This is a genomic window from Phaeobacter sp. CAU 1743, from assembly GCF_039839315.1.
GTDB lineage: Bacteria > Pseudomonadota > Alphaproteobacteria > Rhodobacterales > Rhodobacteraceae > Phycobacter > Phycobacter gallaeciensis_A.
This window is the reverse complement of sequence record NZ_JBDOQR010000078.1, coordinates 1-18,091: the sequence shown is the minus strand read 5'-3', so window position 1 is coordinate 18,091 and position 18,091 is coordinate 1. Positions and strand designations below refer to the sequence as shown.

At 59.2% G+C, this 18,091-nt stretch carries 18 protein-coding genes, 1 tRNA gene and 1 pseudogene; 7 read left to right on the top strand and 13 right to left on the bottom strand.

Annotated features, from left to right (window positions below; all coding sequences use genetic code 11):
* Positions 1-839 (top strand): annotated as a pseudogene (locus AAFO90_RS21240) (hypothetical protein); the annotation flags it as partial.
* Positions 840-914: 75 nt separating this feature from the next.
* A complete protein-coding gene (locus AAFO90_RS21235; RefSeq protein WP_347510672.1) occupies positions 915-1,370 on the top strand; it encodes a hypothetical protein in 456 nt (151 codons plus the stop codon).
* A gap of 163 nt (positions 1,371-1,533) precedes the next feature.
* Here AAFO90_RS21235 and AAFO90_RS21230 read toward each other — a convergent pair.
* From AAFO90_RS21230 to AAFO90_RS21200, 7 genes are all read right to left on the bottom strand, one after another.
* Positions 1,534-1,610, bottom strand: a tRNA-Arg gene (locus AAFO90_RS21230).
* Positions 1,611-1,645: 35 nt separating this feature from the next.
* Complete coding sequence (locus AAFO90_RS21225) at positions 1,646-2,122, bottom strand: GNAT family N-acetyltransferase (protein ID WP_347510673.1); 477 nt, start codon at positions 2,120-2,122, stop codon at positions 1,646-1,648.
* Between the two features lie 234 nt (positions 2,123-2,356).
* A complete protein-coding gene (locus tag AAFO90_RS21220; RefSeq protein WP_347510671.1) occupies positions 2,357-2,746 on the bottom strand; it encodes a hypothetical protein in 390 nt (129 codons plus the stop codon).
* A 130-nt stretch (positions 2,747-2,876) separates the two neighbouring features.
* Entirely contained in the window at positions 2,877-3,509 is a 633-nt protein-coding gene (locus AAFO90_RS21215; protein ID WP_347510670.1) for an alpha/beta family hydrolase, read from the bottom strand.
* A gap of 33 nt (positions 3,510-3,542) precedes the next feature.
* A complete protein-coding gene (locus AAFO90_RS21210) occupies positions 3,543-4,478 on the bottom strand; it encodes an MYG1 family protein (protein WP_347510669.1) in 936 nt (311 codons plus the stop codon).
* Positions 4,479-4,673: 195 nt separating this feature from the next.
* A complete protein-coding gene (locus tag AAFO90_RS21205) occupies positions 4,674-4,985 on the bottom strand; it encodes an ETC complex I subunit (RefSeq protein WP_065270634.1) in 312 nt (103 codons plus the stop codon).
* Between the two features lie 87 nt (positions 4,986-5,072).
* Positions 5,073-6,197, bottom strand: coding sequence for a PepSY-associated TM helix domain-containing protein (locus tag AAFO90_RS21200; RefSeq protein WP_347510668.1), 1,125 nt, complete (start codon positions 6,195-6,197; stop codon positions 5,073-5,075).
* 168 nt (positions 6,198-6,365) lie between these two features.
* Here AAFO90_RS21200 and uvrB point away from each other — a divergent pair, with 168 nt between their 5' ends.
* Positions 6,366-8,558 carry an excinuclease ABC subunit UvrB gene (gene uvrB, locus AAFO90_RS21195; RefSeq protein WP_347510667.1) on the top strand — a complete coding sequence of 731 codons (2,193 nt, stop codon included), beginning with the start codon at positions 6,366-6,368 and terminating at the stop codon, positions 8,556-8,558.
* A gap of 116 nt (positions 8,559-8,674) precedes the next feature.
* Positions 8,675-9,280 (top strand): hypothetical protein, encoded by a 606-nt coding sequence (locus tag AAFO90_RS21190; protein WP_347510666.1) that lies wholly within the window; start codon positions 8,675-8,677, stop codon positions 9,278-9,280.
* A gap of 108 nt (positions 9,281-9,388) precedes the next feature.
* Here the strand turns inward: AAFO90_RS21190 and AAFO90_RS21185 are convergent, their stop codons facing one another.
* Both AAFO90_RS21185 and AAFO90_RS21180 read right to left on the bottom strand, forming a co-directional pair.
* Positions 9,389-9,796: a universal stress protein gene (locus AAFO90_RS21185; protein WP_347510665.1), complete on the bottom strand. Its 408-nt coding sequence runs from the start codon at positions 9,794-9,796 to the stop codon at positions 9,389-9,391.
* A gap of 86 nt (positions 9,797-9,882) precedes the next feature.
* Positions 9,883-10,203, bottom strand: a complete 321-nt coding sequence (locus AAFO90_RS21180; protein WP_065270639.1) for an antibiotic biosynthesis monooxygenase family protein — start codon at positions 10,201-10,203, stop codon at positions 9,883-9,885.
* Between the two features lie 147 nt (positions 10,204-10,350).
* Here AAFO90_RS21180 and AAFO90_RS21175 point away from each other — a divergent pair, with 147 nt between their 5' ends.
* Both AAFO90_RS21175 and AAFO90_RS21170 read left to right on the top strand, forming a co-directional pair.
* Entirely contained in the window at positions 10,351-11,019 is a 669-nt protein-coding gene (locus tag AAFO90_RS21175; RefSeq protein ID WP_347510664.1) for a hypothetical protein, read from the top strand.
* A 23-nt stretch (positions 11,020-11,042) separates the two neighbouring features.
* A complete protein-coding gene (locus AAFO90_RS21170; protein WP_347510663.1) occupies positions 11,043-11,528 on the top strand; it encodes a pyridoxamine 5'-phosphate oxidase family protein in 486 nt (161 codons plus the stop codon).
* Positions 11,529-11,536: 8 nt separating this feature from the next.
* Here the strand turns inward: AAFO90_RS21170 and AAFO90_RS21165 are convergent, their stop codons facing one another.
* From AAFO90_RS21165 to AAFO90_RS21155, 3 genes are all read right to left on the bottom strand, one after another.
* Complete coding sequence (locus AAFO90_RS21165) at positions 11,537-13,822, bottom strand: glycosyl hydrolase family 28-related protein (protein WP_347510662.1); 2,286 nt, start codon at positions 13,820-13,822, stop codon at positions 11,537-11,539.
* A gap of 118 nt (positions 13,823-13,940) precedes the next feature.
* On the bottom strand, positions 13,941-14,345 hold the full coding sequence (locus tag AAFO90_RS21160; RefSeq protein WP_347510661.1) for a DUF4864 domain-containing protein: 405 nt from the start codon (positions 14,343-14,345) through the stop codon (positions 13,941-13,943).
* 144 nt (positions 14,346-14,489) lie between these two features.
* Positions 14,490-16,070, bottom strand: a complete 1,581-nt coding sequence (locus AAFO90_RS21155; RefSeq protein ID WP_347510660.1) for a lysine--tRNA ligase — start codon at positions 16,068-16,070, stop codon at positions 14,490-14,492.
* Positions 16,071-16,340: 270 nt separating this feature from the next.
* Here AAFO90_RS21155 and AAFO90_RS21150 point away from each other — a divergent pair, with 270 nt between their 5' ends.
* Complete coding sequence (locus tag AAFO90_RS21150) at positions 16,341-16,763, top strand: tellurite resistance TerB family protein (protein ID WP_065270643.1); 423 nt, start codon at positions 16,341-16,343, stop codon at positions 16,761-16,763.
* Positions 16,764-16,896: 133 nt separating this feature from the next.
* Here the strand turns inward: AAFO90_RS21150 and AAFO90_RS21145 are convergent, their stop codons facing one another.
* On the bottom strand, positions 16,897-17,934 hold the full coding sequence (locus tag AAFO90_RS21145; protein WP_274839504.1) for a calcium-binding protein: 1,038 nt from the start codon (positions 17,932-17,934) through the stop codon (positions 16,897-16,899).
* Positions 17,935-18,091 lie beyond the last annotated feature (157 nt).

Below are 18,091 nucleotides of genomic sequence, written 5' to 3'. Positions count from 1 at the left end.
GGCCGCATTGGAAAAACACCGCGACCCACAAAATGATGCGCTGGTTGACCCGTTGGATCAAGCCGCATAACCATGAAATCCGCAGCGTCGCCCGAAACGCTTTTCAACATCGTTCGGGACATTCCCCCCAACCGTTATTTGCAGCCATGACATTCTGCGGTCTGCTCGGGGCAGCTCTCCTCAACAAGCAAGGAGAAGAATCCGAGGATCGCAAAGCAAAGTCCTTGGGCTTCGTAGTCGCCTCGCAAGGGCCTGACGCAATCCGGGAAGAATTGGGGCGCCTGACGCTTGCCGAAGATGGAGGCGACGCAGTCACGAGAGGCGAACTCGCCCCGATCTTCAAAACATTTGATCGCCTCTATCGCCATGATGATGCCTTCGACGGCTTCCGGGATATAGTCAGAGCTCACGTCTTGGAGATCTGGCCAATCGCAGCTGGAGAGGAGATCCTTGGTCAAATCATGGTCGAGCGAAGACTTCATTCTCTGACCTCTGCCAGCAAAGAAACCGGCATAGGGACGGCAGTCCTGAACGACTTCCTGACAGAAGCAGGTGCGTTCAGCTCGGATGACGCCCGCAGTGATGCGCGCAAGACCTTCAACGCGCAGGAATTTCAAGCCCTTTTGGAGGAGATTCCAACACTCGTTGGTCCGATTGCGATGCGCCGAGCAATCGGCGCTACGCTTGCGGAATTAAAGTCTCTTGAGGCGGACGGCGTACTCGTCCCCCGAACTAAAGTGAGGACGATCAAATCGCCATGGCGCGTGCGTGATGGCTTGGCCCTACTTGAGGAACTGGAACTCCAGGCCATTCCGATAGATGAAGACACACCGGGCTGAGACACCATCCAACTTGTTCATAAGAGACTGGGCGTTTCGGTCGGGCGCGTAGTCACTGAGATCCGGGACGGGAATTTGGGTGTCGGCAAACGCAGGGACGTCTTCGGCTACCGCGGGTTCGTCGTGCAAATCGCCGAAGTTGAGCGGTTGACGAAGCACGGACCTCAAGGTGCAAAATCGACCACAATTGGGAACGAAATCAGTGCAGCCGCGTTCGCGCGCTCAATCGGAGTTCGGGAGAAGGGCGCTTTCTTGGCACTAATAGAAGGGGGACATACACCCGCGACTGAGATTTCACACCCGGTGATGAAGCGTCCACAGTGGCGGATGACCAGCTCTGACATCACCGCTTTCCATGAAACCTTCACCACGCCAACGGTCATGGCTGAAGAAAGTGGCATGCACCGAAATACGATTCTTGCGGCCTTGGCTGCTGGAGATGTCCATGCTTTCCAGCCTGATGGCGTGAATGTTGGGCCTATCTACCTTCGTGACGAAGTGGAAGCCATCCTACGCAATCTCGTGATCTGAGGTTTGCAGTCGGCCACTGGGCGTCGAAAACTGGCAAATACCTGTTGTATATCAGCATCTTGAGGGTGCCCCATATCGAAAATAAAATTTTCCCTTGACAGTAGCTGTGCATGAAAGTCGACAAAACGTGCAATGTTATGGGTTACTGGCACATTCGAAAGAATGGCGATCCCTCGAGGACTCGAACCCCGAACCTGCTGATTAGAAGTCAGCTGCTCTATCCAGTTGAGCTAAGGGACCGCTGAGGACCAGTTACGACACCCGCAATGCAAGGGTCAAGGCGCGGCTGACAGGTCCAGATGCATAAAGACAGACCAGGGATCTTCACTGTAGTCCCCAAAGGGCGGACACTCCGAAAATCCGTAGCTTTCATAAAGCTTTCGCGCAGGGAGGAACTCTGGGGTAGAGCCGGTCTCCAGGTAAATGCCAGAGGCGTTTTCCTGACGGGCAAGTTTCAGGAGATGGTCCAGAATGGCCCTGCCCGCGCCACTGCCGCGGGCCTCAGAGAGCGTGTGCATCGATTTCAGCTCACGGGTGTTATCCGCCAGCCGCTTCAGCGCGCCCATACCGATCGCCAGACCATCGCGGCGCAGCAGGAAGAACTGCACGTCCGGACCTTCAAGACCACTGCCGTCCAGCGCGTGACAGCTCTCTTCCGGAGATTGCGCGGCCATCTGATCCAGGTGGCGCCGGATCAGAATCGCCGCATCGGGATCCGAAGGACGGGCCGGTACAATCACGGTTTCGGGCATCTTTGGTTCTGTAAGTCGGGGCAAAGTTGTTTCCACGTAGCAAAAAATTCAACATGATTTCAAAACCTTATTTTACGCCTTTCCTCCCTCGGAGCAAGGATGCCGCGAGAATAGGGGCAAGATCCCGCGAACTCCCTGAAATAGAAAAAGAAAAGTCATGCGAAGCGGGCTCCATCTCAAGATCTGCGGGGGTAGGTCAGGCTGCGTTTTTCGCGGACACCAAGGGGACAACATCTACAAGGAGTAATCCAATCCCTTGCTTGCGGGGATGTCGGAAGGCCGGGATGTTTCCGTTGAGAATTTCGGAAAACAGGTACTCAAATCGGTCGGCCCCGCGCTGGCAAGCATAAAAGATCGGATGCAAATCGCCGGTTCGCCGGACACCGGTGTTGTCGGCGAACCGGCGATTTTTGCCAGTAGCTCATCAAGGTGCGATCGACCAAAGAAGACGTGCCGAACCCAGCCGCGTTCCGTACTTAAGATCAGCGGGAGGACAATTCCTCCGAGAGAGAGAACTTCAATTTGCCGTTTCGTTGCGCCGAGATATTCGGGGAGATCGCAAAGGGGGATCGCGGTCTGGAACGCCTCAACCATCGAAACCGTAGTGACAGCGTCAAATACCATTTTCCCGCTTCCAGGTAGCTTACGACACGGGTAAAGGCTTCGAGCGGTCATACGCGCTGTCTCACACGCAGGGCCGGATTGGGCCGAAATTGGCGCCTAGATTTCTCCAGCCGAACATTGACGAAGCCAATCAGAAGCAGGAATTTGCCCAGGCCTTGACTTGTTCAGCGAGCTCAAGGAGTTGGTCCTCAAGCGTCTTGCCAGTCACCCGTTTACGGGGCTTCAGGTCGTGATCGCCGTCTTCCAGCCAGTGCAGGGTCACGGCATTGGACAGATCGTATTCCTGCACCTCTTCCCGCGTGCCGAATGGATCGCGGGTGCCTTGGCAGATGAGGGTTGGACAGGTGATCTCGGCAAGGTTCTCACCACGTCGATTGCCGGGCTTCTTCGGCGGATGGAACGGGAAGCCGAGGCACAGCATGCCTTTGATCCGCCCCGCGTCATAAAGGTCCTGAGCGATCAGGCTGGCCACGCGGCCGCCCATGCTTTTCCCACCAATGATCAGCGGACCATCGCAGCCAAGCGCATCAATGGCGGCGAGGAATTCTGGCGCGTAGGTGTCGGCCTTTGCCGGTGGGCGTTTAGAGCCGCCAGTGCGACGGGCGGACATGTAGCTGAACTCAAAGCGGGCGACGCGGAAGCCTTGGGCATCCAGCCCTTCGGCAACCGTATCCATCCAAGGGGTGTCCATCGCTGCGCCAGAACCATGGGCCAGAAGGATCGTGGTTCGCCCCGGTTCGTCTCCGTTCAGCAGGAAATCCATCGTGCCCTCCTACGAGATCAGGCTGCGGCGAGATCAGGCTGCGGCGCCTGTGCGCTTAGCCTCTTCGACGGCCAGTTCGGCCATCTTCAGGGCTGCCTCACGGCTGCTGGCAACCGCGATGAACCGTCCGTTGTGACAGAACTTTGCGCCTTTGACGCTGCTGGCTTCTTCCAATGCCTCGTCGGTCAGGCCAGCCCATGCGGCGGGCAGATCGGCGCGTTGTTCAAAGCTGTCACCGCTGATGCGAATACCGCCGATGGACCAGTCATTGTCACGCGGGGCCACCACAAACAGCAGGTGGTCCGCGCCAGTCGCCTCAATGGCTGAGCGGAAGGGCATGCCCATTGGCAATTCTAGAATGCGCGAGGTGCCAGCATCGTGGATCGCCTTGATGACCATGGCTTCGGCACGACGCTTGGCGGCTTTCTTGTTGATCGACGCCTCGACAAACGCCCGTGCGATCGGCAGCGCCTCTGCGAAGGCTTTATCGTCCGCGTCATTGCCGCGGTTGTCGAAGACGGGCTTCAGGCTCTCCAACAGGACCGAGAGGGTCAAAGGCGTCAGCGGACCTGCAACCGAAGGGTTCATCGCGCCGTTGTCGATCAGATCGATGGGCAGGACAAAGCTCTGCTCAAAGCTGGCGTGGATGTCTTCCAGATCGGCCTCGGGGATCTCCAAAGCGCGGAGGTAGTCAAGGCCGTAATGCTTCCAGATCAGACCGAAGGAACTGTAGGGCTGTTCGTCCTCACGCACGGGATTGGGGCGCTGGTGGTGGTCAAAAATACCCGCCTCAGCGTCATACTCGCGGCCCACATCATAGATGATCTTGCCCTCACCGGGGGTGATCCACGCGGCGTCACGGGTGCGCACCACCTCCGCCTGCGGGAACAGGCGGGTCAGGATAACCGAGGAAAGAAGTTCGTCCGCGTGGAAACCGCCATTGTGGGTGACGAGGTGGGTAATGATCATGATGGGCACTCTGGCAGATCTGGAAATACAACGGGCGACCGGTTGGGTCGCCCTGAGGAAATCGCGTTCGGGGGGATTCCGGCGGCGATGCGACAAGCATCAACATGCTGTGCGCCGCGCTCACCAATATCTAAATCTGAGGCTCCGCGAAATCTTTGCCCCGATTCCGCGACAACCTTGCCCCGATTTACAGGTTCAGTGGGTCCAGGGACCGCGGCGGTTTGTGGCGAAGTTATCGCCATAGCCGCCGGGGCGGATGTTGGTCTTGCGGGTCTTCGGTTCGACCACCTCGGCGGTGATGCCGTGATCCTTGGCGTATTCCAGCGCCTCTTCCTTGCTGTCAAAGCGCAGGCGGACCTGGCTTTGGGTATCGGCAGAGGAAGTCCAGCCCATCAGAGGATCAACCTCGCGGGCGCTTGCGGGTGCAAACTCCAGAACCCATTTCCGCGTCTTGGCCATGCCCGAGGTCATGGCGTTTCTCGCTGGCCGGTAAATACGCGCTTGCATTGCAGTCTCCTACTCATCCGATGCTGCCTATATGCGATGATACGCGCGCTGCGGCAAGATCGATTTATCCTTAGTATTGCGACAATGCTAACCCGTCTGCCTGCTGCGCCTGCGCCGCAACAGCGGTTGGATCAGGCGGCGATAGCTGAGCGCCGCGCCGGTATAGGTCATCACCAGAGCAAATGCGGCCGCCAACCCCGCCAAAGTCTGCCCCAATAGGCCAAAAACCTCTCCGGTATGCAGGAACCGCAGGAATATCCGCGCCTGCTGACCCGCGCTGCGGTCAGAGAAGTCACTGCGATCCAATACCGCCCCATCCCGGGCATCCATGGTCAGCGTTACCTGTTTCGTCGGCTGGCGGCCGGTGCCGCTGTCGACGGTGATGCGGATTTTTTCTGCAACCGGCAGCGCAACTTCCATCCGCTGCCAGTCCGGAATATTCGCGCTGGCCTGCAACAGCGCCAGATCGAGACCTGAAACCTCGGCCACGGCGTCCGACGCGCCCTGCCCGGCCCCTGCCCGCCGACGCAGTTGCACCGGTTCTTCGCCATAAAGGCGGAACACAAGATCGCTGGCCCAGGGGTAAGAGATCACCACGCCTGACACCACAATCGCCAGCAGGGGCACAAGCGCCCAGAAGCCGAAGACATGGTGCCAGTTGTAATCGCGGGCCTTGCTGCTGGGCAGGCCTTTGCGAAACCACAGGTTCATGCGGACAATCCGCCATTTCCACGCCCGGGGCCACCAAAGGTAGAGGCCGCTTGCCAGAATGAACAGAAAGCCAAGGTTCGCGGCCCCTGTCACCGCCCTGCCCAGATCGCGCCCATCGCCAGAGAGCGCAAACCAGCGGTGCAGATGTTCAACCGTGGAAAAGAATGCAGCGACTCCCGCACCCTGTTCCGGCAGTAAATCGCCGGTGAATGGATCGAGAAACAGTGTGGAATTTCGCCCGACCTGCACGGCCACGGGGGCATCCGGATCTTTTGCAAAACGAAGCGCTGTCGCCCGCCCCCCTGTTTCAATCGGGGCGATGCCTGCCAGTTCATCCGCAGACAGCCTCTCTGTGCCCACTTCGGACACGGCGGGTGTCTGCGCCCAACGGGTGATCTGCGCCTCATAGGTTAGCAACAGCCCCGTCAGTGACAGCATCAGCACCACAAGGGCAACCATCAGGCCGACCGTCAAATGACTCCAGAAAATAAGCTTCCGCATGGTTTTGTCCCCGGATCGTTTTACGCCACTCTTTCTGCAACGCAGCAGGCCGCAAGCTCCGTCGCAGTGCCGTGCAATTTTTCGGGAACTTGCCCAGGACTTGCCCCTGCCCCCTTGATCTGGAACAAAAAGAGATCAAGTGTATGGCCGCCAGACTGAGGAGCGCCAATGCCCTACGCCCATTCCGACAAATCGCTGCCGATGATGACCGAACGCGAGGCCGTCCAGCGCCCCAAGCTGGAAGGTGGCAAGAGCTTTGTGATGAACACGGAGTTCAGCCCGGCCGGGGATCAGCCCACCGCAATTGCGGAGCTGAGCGCCGGCGTCAACGAAGGTGAGCGCAATCAAGTGCTCTTGGGCGCCACTGGTACGGGCAAGACCTTCACCATGGCCAAGGTGATCGAGGAAACCCAGCGCCCGGCCATCATTCTGGCCCCGAACAAGACGCTGGCGGCGCAGCTGTACGGTGAATTCAAGGGTTTCTTCCCGGAGAACTCGGTCGAGTATTTCGTATCCTTCTACGACTACTACCAGCCGGAGGCCTATGTGCCGCGCAGCGACACCTATATCGAGAAGGAAAGCCAGATCAACGAACAGATCGACCGGATGCGCCACTCGGCCACGCGGGCGCTTCTGGAACGCGATGACGTGATCATCATCGCCTCGGTCTCCTGTATCTACGGTATCGGCTCGGTCGAGACCTATTCGGCAATGACCCAGGATCTGAAGGTCGGTGAGATGTACGACCAGCGGCAGGTGATGGCCGATCTGGTGGCCCAGCAGTACAAGCGCAACGATCAGGCGTTCCAGCGCGGCTCGTTCCGGGTGCGGGGCGACACGCTTGAGGTTTTCCCGGCACACCTTGAGGACCGCGCGTGGAAACTGTCGTTCTTTGGCGAGGAACTGGAGGCGATCACCGAATTCGATCCGCTGACCGGGGAGCGCACGGGGTCCTTCGATCAGATCCGGGTCTATGCGAACTCCCACTATGTGACGCCGAAACCGACGCTGAACCAGGCGGTTATCGAGATCAAGAAAGAGCTCCGGTTGCGGCTGGATCAGCTGGTTGGCGACGGCAAGCTTCTGGAGGCGCAGCGGCTGGAGCAACGCACCAATTTCGACATTGAAATGCTGGAAGCGACGGGCCATTGCAACGGGATCGAGAACTATTCGCGCTATCTGACGGGCCGCGCGCCCGGAGAGCCGCCCCCTACCCTGTTTGAATTTATCCCTGACAACGCGATTGTCTTTGCTGACGAAAGCCACGTCTCCGTGCCGCAGATCGGCGCCATGTACAAGGGCGACCACCGGCGCAAGTTCACCCTGGCCGAACACGGCTTCCGGCTGCCTTCCTGCATGGACAACCGCCCGCTGAAGTTTGAGGAATGGGATGCAATGCGGCCGCAGTCGGTCTTTGTCTCGGCCACCCCCGCCGCGTGGGAACTGGAACAGGCTGGCGGCGTTTTTGCCGAACAGGTGATCCGACCCACGGGTCTGTTGGACCCAATGGTCGAAATCCGCCCCGTCGACATGCAGGTGGACGACCTGCTGGACGAGATCCGTAAGGTATCTGCCGATGGCTTCCGTACGCTTTGTACCGTGCTGACCAAACGCATGGCCGAGGATCTGACCGAATACCTGCACGAGCAGGGTATCAAGGTGCGCTACATGCACAGCGACATCGACACGCTGGAGCGGATCGAAATCCTGCGCGACCTACGGCTTGGCGCCTTTGATGTTCTGGTGGGGATCAACCTCTTGCGGGAGGGCCTTGATATTCCCGAATGCGGGCTGGTGGCCATCCTGGATGCCGATAAGGAAGGCTTCCTGCGCTCTGAAACCTCGCTGATCCAGACCATCGGTCGCGCGGCGCGGAACGCCGATGGCCGTGTCATCATGTATGCCGACCGCATCACCGGCTCGATGGAGCGGGCCATCGGAGAAACCGACCGCCGCCGTGCCAAGCAGATCGCCTATAACGAGGAACACGGCATCACGCCGGAAACCGTCAAGAAGAACGTCGAGGACGTCATGGCGGGTCTCTACCAGGGCGATGTGGACATGAACCGCGTCACCGCCAATATCGACAAGCCGATGCATGGAGCCAATCTCGAAGCCCACCTCAACGGGCTGCGGGAGCAGATGCGCAAGGCCGCCGAGAACCTCGAGTTCGAGGAAGCCGCCCGCCTGCGGGACGAGGTCAAACGACTGGAGGCCGTGGATCTGGCGGTCTCGGACGATCCGCTGGCCCGCCAATCCGCCGTCGATGCGGCTGCTGAGGCTGCGGTGAAAACGCGTGGCAGGTCCACGGCGGGCAAGCCGGGACAACGCGGCGGCAATGTGAAACGAAAATGGAAGTAATCTGAGCCTGTTCAGATCCTGTGCAGGGGGCTGCAAGACGCCCCCTGTCCCGGTTTGCCTCCTTGCCTGATCATCATTCTGTGTTAGCCTGACATGGGTACACAGGAGTTTTGTTTATGAGTATTTTTCGCGTTGCCACCCTCGGTCTGTTTTTGATTTCTGCCGGAGCGCTTCACGCTGGCGGCGATGCAGGTTACGGAGGCAGCGGGTCCTCTGTCGGCCTGTCCGCCGCAACAAGCAATACGGTCGCTAAGACGCTTTCGCGGGGCTTCAGCCGTTGCGAGAATGTCGATTGGGTCTACCGCTACGATTGCTACCGGCTGGTTTACAAACGGTCTGGCGACAAACTGCGCGGCAACACGGCCTATTCCGAAGCGCAAAAGGCGCTGGACCTTGTCGAGAACACCCTTAGCGCTGCGATTGCCAAGAACCGCGATCCGGGTACGAAACCCAAACGTCGTGGGTTTGAGGTATACACTCCGGTCAAACCCTCTGCCCTGCCGAGGATGAAACAACAGACGCGGAAGGCGATCCAGCAAGCCGAAACCATCCTGCTGCGGGCGCCAGAGGAAAAACAGGTCTATTATTCCCGCATTGCCGATGCGCTGAATTCCAACAAGGCGCTGCTCCGCTCCGCTCTGTTGAAGGGCGTACAGCCGGGCAGCACAGCCGTGCGGCTGGCCGCCGTGGCTTTGCACCGTTTGGTCGGGCTGGCTGGATGATCAGACCTGTCGATCCGGTTAGGCATCGGATCAAAACAGATCGGGGGCACGATACACACGCCCCCGTTCTCACTTCTGAAAGTTCAGGAATTACCGTTCCAGATCACCTCAGCGTACCACATGCACGGCGCAACCGGCGTGCCGCACCACCTGCGCTGCGGTCGAGCCCAAGAGCAGATCCTGCATGCCCGGACGGTGGGAGGCGATAATGATCAGATCGGGGTTGTTCTGCTCGGCCCAATCGAGGATCGACCGCCCCGAATGCCCTTCAATGACCATACCTTTGGCATTGGGCAGGGTATCCGCCAGTGCCGACAGCTCGCTTTCCAGCGCGGCGCGGGCCTCGGCCATGTAATCGGCCGGCATATAGGTGATCGCGTAGGACGGGATCTGTTCCACCACATGCAGCAGGGTGATCTTTGCCTCAGGCGTCGCCAAGAGGCGTGCCAGTTTCAAAGGCGCGGATACATCGCGGTCAGGGTCAAAGGAAATCGGTACAAGAATATTGTGATACATTGGGTCCTCCAGTCATTCGGGCTTGGGGACAACATGCCCGGCGCGTGCCCCCAAGGCCTTGATCCATATCAGTCTATTTGCAGATCTCAGTCAAAGGTGGCGGCAACTTCGTACATCACCGGTTCGAAACTGCGGCACAGGGCGCTGATCTGGCGGTTGCGTTCACGCATTTCCTCCGAGCGCAGCATCGCCATGAAATCCTCGCGCCGTTTCCACTGGGAATAGTTTGCGATCCGGGTTTGCGCATCATTCACATGCAGCCCCGCCGCAATGAACCCTGGCTGCCGGGAAATGAAATTGTCATAGGCGTCTGTCAGCGCATCCAGCAGATCCTGACAGGTTCCCGGTGTCATTTCAAAAGTGGTGATGACCGTCTGAATATCGGCCGTTTTGGAAATTGTCGGCATCGTTTCCTCCCGTGATTGGCCCTGAACACCTCCACCCTACGACGATTTTGCCGCAAACAAGACTGTTTTCCGCGTGCAACTTGAGCTTGTGGCAAAAACATCCAAAGGTAGATTTCAAGTCAGCAAAGCAACCCAAGGGAGTTTCAATTGCGGATCTGGATCCTCTCCGGCCTGTTCAGCCTGCTTCTGGCGCCGCCCGCGCTGGCTGGGGCCTGGCTGCGTCAGACAGGCCAGGGTTTTGTTGCCGCCAGCGCCACCCTGCGGCAGACCGAGGATGGCACTCTGCGCCATGAGCTGGGGTATTTCGGGGAATACGGCTGGTCGCCGCGGCTGACCCTTGGGGTGGATCTGAACCAGAACGACCGGCAAACGGGCCACGCCCTGCTGTTTGCCCGGATCCCGCTGACCACCGGGGAAACCCGGCCCCGGCTGGCGCTGACAGTCGCGGGTGGCGGCAGTCACCAGCGTGGCTATTGGAGTCCCATGTCCCGCGCCACCCTGTCCTTCGGGCATGATTTCACGACCGCCCGCGCCAGCGGCTGGATCTCGCTGGATGCCAGTTACGAATACCGGGCCAGCCTCCCCGATCCGATCTGGAAACTTGATGCCACCTTTGGCCTCAACACCCGATCGGCCCTGTCGCCAATGCTGCAGATCGAAACCTCCCGCAGCGTCGGGGCGCCATTGACCTATGCCATCACCCCAAGTCTGCGCTACCGGACGGCACCCGGTCAGGAACTGGTTGTGGGGCTGGAGCACAAACAGGCCAACAGTCAGAGCCTTGGCCTTAAAATATCCCTGTGGCATAGGTTCTGAAACAGGCTCAGGACAACAATCCGATGACAGATCCAATCCGCCCCACCGATGACGAGGCGCGTAGCCTTGCCCAGTCACTGATGGAGAAGGCACGTTTCGCCGCCCTGGGTGTCATTACCGAGGATGGCACACCGCTGGTCACGCGTGTGGCCTTTGGCCTGTCGCCAGAAGGGCATCCGATCAGCCTGATCTCGACCCTCTCCTCCCATACGCGTGCTTTGCAGAACAACGCGGCCTGTTCCTTTCTCGTCGGGGAGCCGGGTGACAAGGGTGATCCCCTGACGCATCCCCGGCTCAGCCTGCAGGGCCATGCGCAGTTCATCCCCAATACCGGCGAAGAACACGCCCGCCTGGCCGCGCATTACCTGCAGGACCACCCCAAGGCGAAGCTCTACATCGGGTTTGGCGATTTTGCCTTTGTCCGGCTGGACGTGACAGCAGGACATCTGAACGGCGGCTTTGGCAAGGCCTTTGTTCTGACCCCAGAAGATCTGACGCCCCCCGCCTGAGTGGCGCGCTAGCGGTCCACCCGCACGATCACCTGCACCTCTCCTTTGACCGCGTCCTGCCAGTTCAGCTTGACCCGGTCCTTACCGCTACCCTGCTCGACCTCGGCATAGGGCATGGCATATCGTTTGCTGCCACCAGACGTGCTGATCGGCCCCAGAGCGGTAATCGCATCCACCTTGCGCGCGTGGCCTTCAAACGGCAGCTGCCCATCCGTGTCGATGGTCCAGGTCGTGGCGGCGCTGCCTTGGGTGTATTCCAGCCGCAGAGGACTGGCGGCGGGAGAGGTGATCCCGTGAAAGGTATTGCCTTCGAAAAAGACCATCTTGCTGCGGCTGAAATCCAGCCCGGAGAAACTGGTATCCACCCGTTCAGCCCGGTCTATGAAACCATTGATCGACCGGAACTTGTTGCCCGAGACCGTGACACCGTTCAGGAAATGCCCGGTGCCATAGGGTTTGACCACGATATAGCTGAACCAGGGCGCGACCTCACCAGACAGAAACACATTGTCAGTGATCGACAGGGCGCTGAAGGAAAAGCCTGAACTGAAATCCGGCGTCGGGTCCTGTTCGTTCGTCCATTCGACAAAACAATTGTCGATGTAATTGTCGGACACGGTCGTCGAACAATAGGTATTCGTCAGCACCAGCCCGGCGGTGCGCACGCCATTGGCGATACTGTCACCCTGAAAGAAATGGTTGCCGGTGACCGTATTATTCGCCCCGGCCAACAGCGCAAAATGGCGGAATTTGCTGGCACGGTTGTTGCGCAGCTTGGCATCATTGGCGTTGACGTTGATGGCCACGCTGCTCCGGTCCGGCACATCAAGCGGCTCTTCGGCGGACAGGAACTGGCAATTGTCGACCAGTATGCCCTGACAGCCCGACCCGATCGAGGTGATCCCGCGATCCTTGGGCCTGGAGATGAAGCAATGATCGAGACTGAAGACGGTGCCCGCCGACGGCAGGCGCAGGGCGCTGCAATGGGAATTGCACTGCACCTCGACCTCGGTCATGCCAAATTTGCTGAGTTGGCTGAAGCCGGAGAAATCCAGCAGATACTTGAAGTCCTTGAAGGTGAAATTCTGCGTGCCCACCGCGTCATAAAGCGGCGCGTTCAGCGTCAGCTCACCCGCGCCGGTGTTCTTGGCCCGCACGTAGATTTCCCGCCCCACCCCGCTGCCTTCGACCAATGCGCCAATGGCGATATTGGCGATATTGGCCACGTTGCGCAGCTTGCGCGGATCGCCGCTGTCGTAGGTCGCCTGAGAGCTCACGGTTTCGGTATCCCAGGCCGCGCCGCCCACGGCGGAAAACTGACCGTTGCGGATCACCCGGCGGGTGGCATAAGAGCTGCGGTTCGGCACCGCCGCCTGCATGTCGATCGGTTTTGTCACGGTGATCACGCGCCCCCGCAGATCCAGCGATTCATGATCCACGTTGTTGAGCAGCGCCTGAAATGCCTTCTTGAAGGCAAGCTCTTCGTCACCAAAGGCAGCGGCATAGGCGGGAAAATCGAAATTGCGCCGCATGAGCAACATTTTGTCTGTCGGCATGGAGAGCGTGCCTTCGAACACCATCTCATTGTACATCGACACCGTTTCGGCCAGATAGAATTCCCCTTCCGGCACCAGAACCCGGCGCCCGTCGGCGGCAGCATCGGCGGCTTCAAAGGCGGCTGTGTTGTCCTGAACCCCGTCCCCGATGGCGCCGAAATCCGTCACATCCACAAGGCTGATCATATCACGCAGAAAGGCGCTTGTGATATCGGTGATCTCGATATCGTCGATCCGCACAACGCCGCCATTGGGGCCAATCAGGTCCAGTCCGAAATGCCCGTGGTCGGCCGCAAGGCCCCAGGGCATATCCACCCCACTGCGACTGCCAGTCCCGACGATGGCCGTGATCTCCACCACCTGCCCATACGAGGTCAGCGTCGTGCTGGTGCCGGTTTCGACCACCCCGGACAGGTGGCTGTTATTGGCCTGCCCGGCCCAGCCCGCGACCCGCACCGTCGGAAGCGCGCCGCTGATCGCCTTGATACGGGCGCGGACCTGCAGGTAACACCCCGGCAAGATCGGCGTCTTTCCCATGAAACGCAGCTTTTGCGTGCTGTCGAGCTTTTGTAGCTCAAGGCAGCCGCCAAAATCCGCATCCGCCGCCACATAGGCCGCGTTCACCACCCCGTCATAAGTATCCGAGCCCGGCGTGCCATCGCCGCTGGACCACTGATCCAGCCCTTCCTCGAAGGGTGAAGGCGCCAGTTGCAGCCCATCGGTGATCACCTTGTTCATGGGAAACCCTTTCCTATGCCACGACGCGCCAGCAGCGCAGATCGGAAAGGGTTTAGAATGTCCGGCTTAATCCGGCGTCAGACAGGCGCGCGCTGCTCCTGCACCGGGCCTCATGCCTTCAGGCATTGCCTTGTGGCACTTTCAGGATTTGCACGGCGTTGATTTTCCAATCGCTGCCTTCCCCGACAACCTGATAATCCAGCAGGTGCAGCCGCCCGTCCTGATCTGTGATCAGCACCCGTTGCCAGAGGTTACCGGCGACCTCTCGCAGCTCCAGATAGCGGACCTGGTTTGGGCGCAGAACCATGGGATAGCCGCGCTCGACCATCTGACCAAAGCGTTCGGGCGTGCCAAACAGGCTGCGGATGCGGGGGGAGGCAAAACCGAAAGCCCGCGTGACGTCATCATCGCGAAACGCCTCAATCTGGGCCCCGATCACGCGAGTGATCCGGTCCCTGTCCTCTGCCCCCGCAGGCAGCGCCAGAAGCACCAGCGAAAACACAAAACTTGCAAACCTGAACATTGGCGACCTCCAACGATACCTAGATGTTTTAGCTAGGCCAGGAATGCGGGAGGTCAAAAATTAGATGACAAGGGCGTAGCTTGCGGGCCGTCAAAAAAAGGGCGCCGCATTGGGCGCCCTTCTCATCCTTGTCTTGCGGTGGTCTCAGACCAGCTCGCCAGCCAGTGCCTTGTCGATCAGGGCCACGGTCTCTTCCACGCCGTAAAGGGCGACGAAGCCACCAAAGCGCGGACCCTGGCTGGCGCCCAGCAGAACCTCATAAAGCGCCTTAAACCAGTCGCGCATGTTCTCCTTGCCGAAATGCTCGCGCCCCACCTCAAAGACGATGCCTTGCAGCGCTTCGCCCGTGGTCTCGCCATCCCAGGATGCCAGTTTGCCGCGGAATTCCTCCAACGCGGCACGCTCGGCGTCGCTCGGCGCGCGGAACACTTTCTGCGGCTCGACGAAATCTTCGTAGTATTTGACGGCAAAGCCCGCCGCCGCGTCCAGATCGGGGTGGGTCTGCGGCGTTGCATCGGGCGCATAGCGGCGGATAAAGCCCCAGAGCGTTTCCTTGTCATGCGCCGACGCCACAGAGGCCAAGTTCAGCAGCATCGAGAAAGGCACCACCATCTTGGACTCCGGCACATCCCCGCCGTGGATGTGCCAGACCGGGTTGTTGAGCTGCCCCTTGAGATCCTGACCGTGGTAGGCTCGCAACTGCTGATGGTATTCATCCATCGCCTTGGGGATCACATCGAAATGCATCCGCTTGGCCGTTTTCGGCTTTTGATACATGAAATAGGTAAGGCTCTCGGACGAGGCATAGGTCAGCCATTCGTCGATCGACACGCCATTGCCCGAGGTCTTGGAGATCTTCTGGCCGTTCTCATCGAGGAACAGCTCATAAGTAAAATGCTCAGGCGCGCGCCAGCCCAGGATCCGGCAGATCTTGTCATAGATCGGCGTGTTGGTGCTGTGGTCCTTGCCGTACATTTCGAAATCAACTTCCAGCGCTGCCCAGCGCGCGCCGAAATCCGGTTTCCACTGCAGTTTCACGTTGCCGCCGGTGACCGGCAGGGTCCATTCCTTGCCGTCCTCATCGTCAAAGGTAATGCTGTGGTTTTCCACATCCACCTTTTTCATCGGTACGTATAGAACGCGGCCAGTTTCCGGGTGGATCGGCAGGAAGATCGAATAGGTCTGGCGCCGTTCCTCGCGCAGGGATTTCAGCATGACCTCCATGATCTCGTCATAGCGTTCGCAGGCGCGCTTCAGGATCTCGTCAAACTGGCCCGAGCCATAGAATTCGGTCGCCGAGTAGAATTCATACTCGAACCCGAAGGTATCCAGGAACCGGCGCAGCATGGCGTTGTTGTGGTGGCCAAAGCTGTCGTGGGTGCCAAAGGGATCGGGCACCGAGGTCAGCGGCTTTTGCAAGTGGTCGTGCAGGCTCTCGGCATTCGGGACATTGCCCGGCACCTTACGCATGCCGTCCAGATCGTCGGAAAAGCAGATCAGTTTGGTCGGGATATCGGAGATCACCTCGAAGGCGCGCTTGATCATCGTGGTGCGCGCAACCTCGCCAAAGGTGCCGATATGAGGCAGACCCGAGGGACCATAGCCGGTTTCAAACAGCACATAGCCCTTTTCCGGCGCGCCCTTGGCATAACGTTTGAGAATGCGGCGTGCTTCTTCAAACGGCCAGGCTTTGCTCGTCAGAGCGGTTTCGCGCAGTTCAGACATGTTGTTCTCCATCGGGGCCGCCAATCGGCCTATATCCGCTTTACCGGTATGCGTCTTGCATCCGGCCTCCTCCTCTATTGTGCCGGTGCGGCATAAGTCAATAAACACTGGCGCCAAACCCCGTCGCCCCGCGCAACAAAACCTGCAGGATCCGCCTGTCGGCGGCAAAACACCGCCCCGGGGGCCGACCTGCGGACCGGCATGGTTGCACCCGCAGAAAACCCCGCCTATCGTCCGTGATGTACAGTGGTTTTACAAAAGGTTGCCCCCATGAGCGAGCAAGCCCCCCATCCGATGACGCCGCAGGATTGCCTCGTGGCGCTGATGGTGGCGATTTCGGCCTCGGACGAGAACATCCGCACCGCCGAGCTGGTCAAGATCCAATCCGCAGTCAACATGTTGCCGGTCTTTGCCGACTATGACATCGACCGGATCAACACGATCTCGCAGACCGTTTTCGACCTATTCGAGCAGGAGGACGGGCTGGACGCCCTGTTTGGCCTGATCCGGGACAACCTGCCAGAACGCCTGTTCGAAACCGCCTATGCGCTGGCCTGTGACGTGGCTGCTGCCGATGGCACGCTGGCGGAATCCGAGCTGCGCCTTTTGGAAGAAATGCGGTATGAGCTGAACATCGACCGCCTGCACGCCGCAGCCATCGAACGCGGCGCCCGCGCGCGGCACATGGTTTAGGCACGGCCCCACTTAGGACCCACACACAAGAACCTGCCCGCAGCAGCTTTATGCTCGGGCCGTTCGTAAGCAAATTCTGACGGCTTCTGACGGGCGCAAGGCGTGATACTCCTCGCCCTGCGCCCTTTGACCATCACAGCATGGTATAATCTGTCAGGCCGAAATCTTCGATATCGCCATAGGTTCCAAGCAGCAGGCTGTTGCGCCCCCATTCCAACAGGAACCCGCGATCGAAATATTCCCCGGCCCAGGGGCCTGAGCTGAACTCATCCTCCATATTGATGAAGGTGACCGTGATCTCTTTGCCGGTGCGGATAATCAAGTCGGCACCGTTGTTGTCAGTATCGTGGATCCAGTCATGACCGGATCTCTTACCAAAGACAAAGGTATCGCGCCCGACAGTGTCATACATCTTGTCGTTTCCGCGGCCACCGTTGACACGGTCGTTCCCAGCGCCAGCTTCGATGTAGTCATCGCCACCACCGCCAAAGATCTTGTCGCGTCGCCCGTCCCAGTAGCCAACGTCGCCATAGATTTCATCATCCCCTCGGCCGCCTTTCAGGGTGTCTTTCCCCAACCCGCCGCGGATGAAGTCGTTGCCGTTCCCCCCGCTCACGAAATCACGCCCTTCACCGCTAAGGATGGTGTCGTCCCCGGCGCGGCCAAAGATTTTGTCCCGGCCATCCATGTTGAACTGGGTGCCGTAGCCAAAGAACATCTGATCCGGGTCAATGACATCCACCGAGGGAACGCCATTGTAAACCCAGCCATTTCCATAAAGCAGTTCCTCTACGGTGCCATCAAAACCACCGTTGTCCTCGAACTCCATCGCTTCGGTCAGATCGGTAACATCGATCCGTAGGCCCCGCATGTTGAAGATCTTGGCGGTCCCACCATCATCGGTCAGTTGCTCCACCTTGATGTGGCGAATCTCCCCGCCGGTAACCTCATCGCCCTGATAGGTGAAACCGACGCCCTTGATCGTCATCCGCAGGTCGAGCGGAAAGCCCGCAAACCCCAACTGCCCCTCAACGACCAGGGCGCGGTCAGTTGATGTCTTGATAGGGAAATCATCATTCCCGACGATTCCGTTGAAAAGATTGAAGATGTTATGCGGTTGGGCAAACCCCATCTCGTCTGCGTTCTGTCCCCAAGAAACCTTCGCACGCATTATTTCCACCCCTTAATACTGTCACCAGATTGAACCGACATTCCCCAAGTGGCCTGCCGTCTGACGTCAAGATCGCCTGATTTTGCCCGCTGGACAAGCGTTTTTCGCGCCGAGCGGCGTCTGCGGTCGCGCAAACGCCTGGAGCTGGGCGGATCGG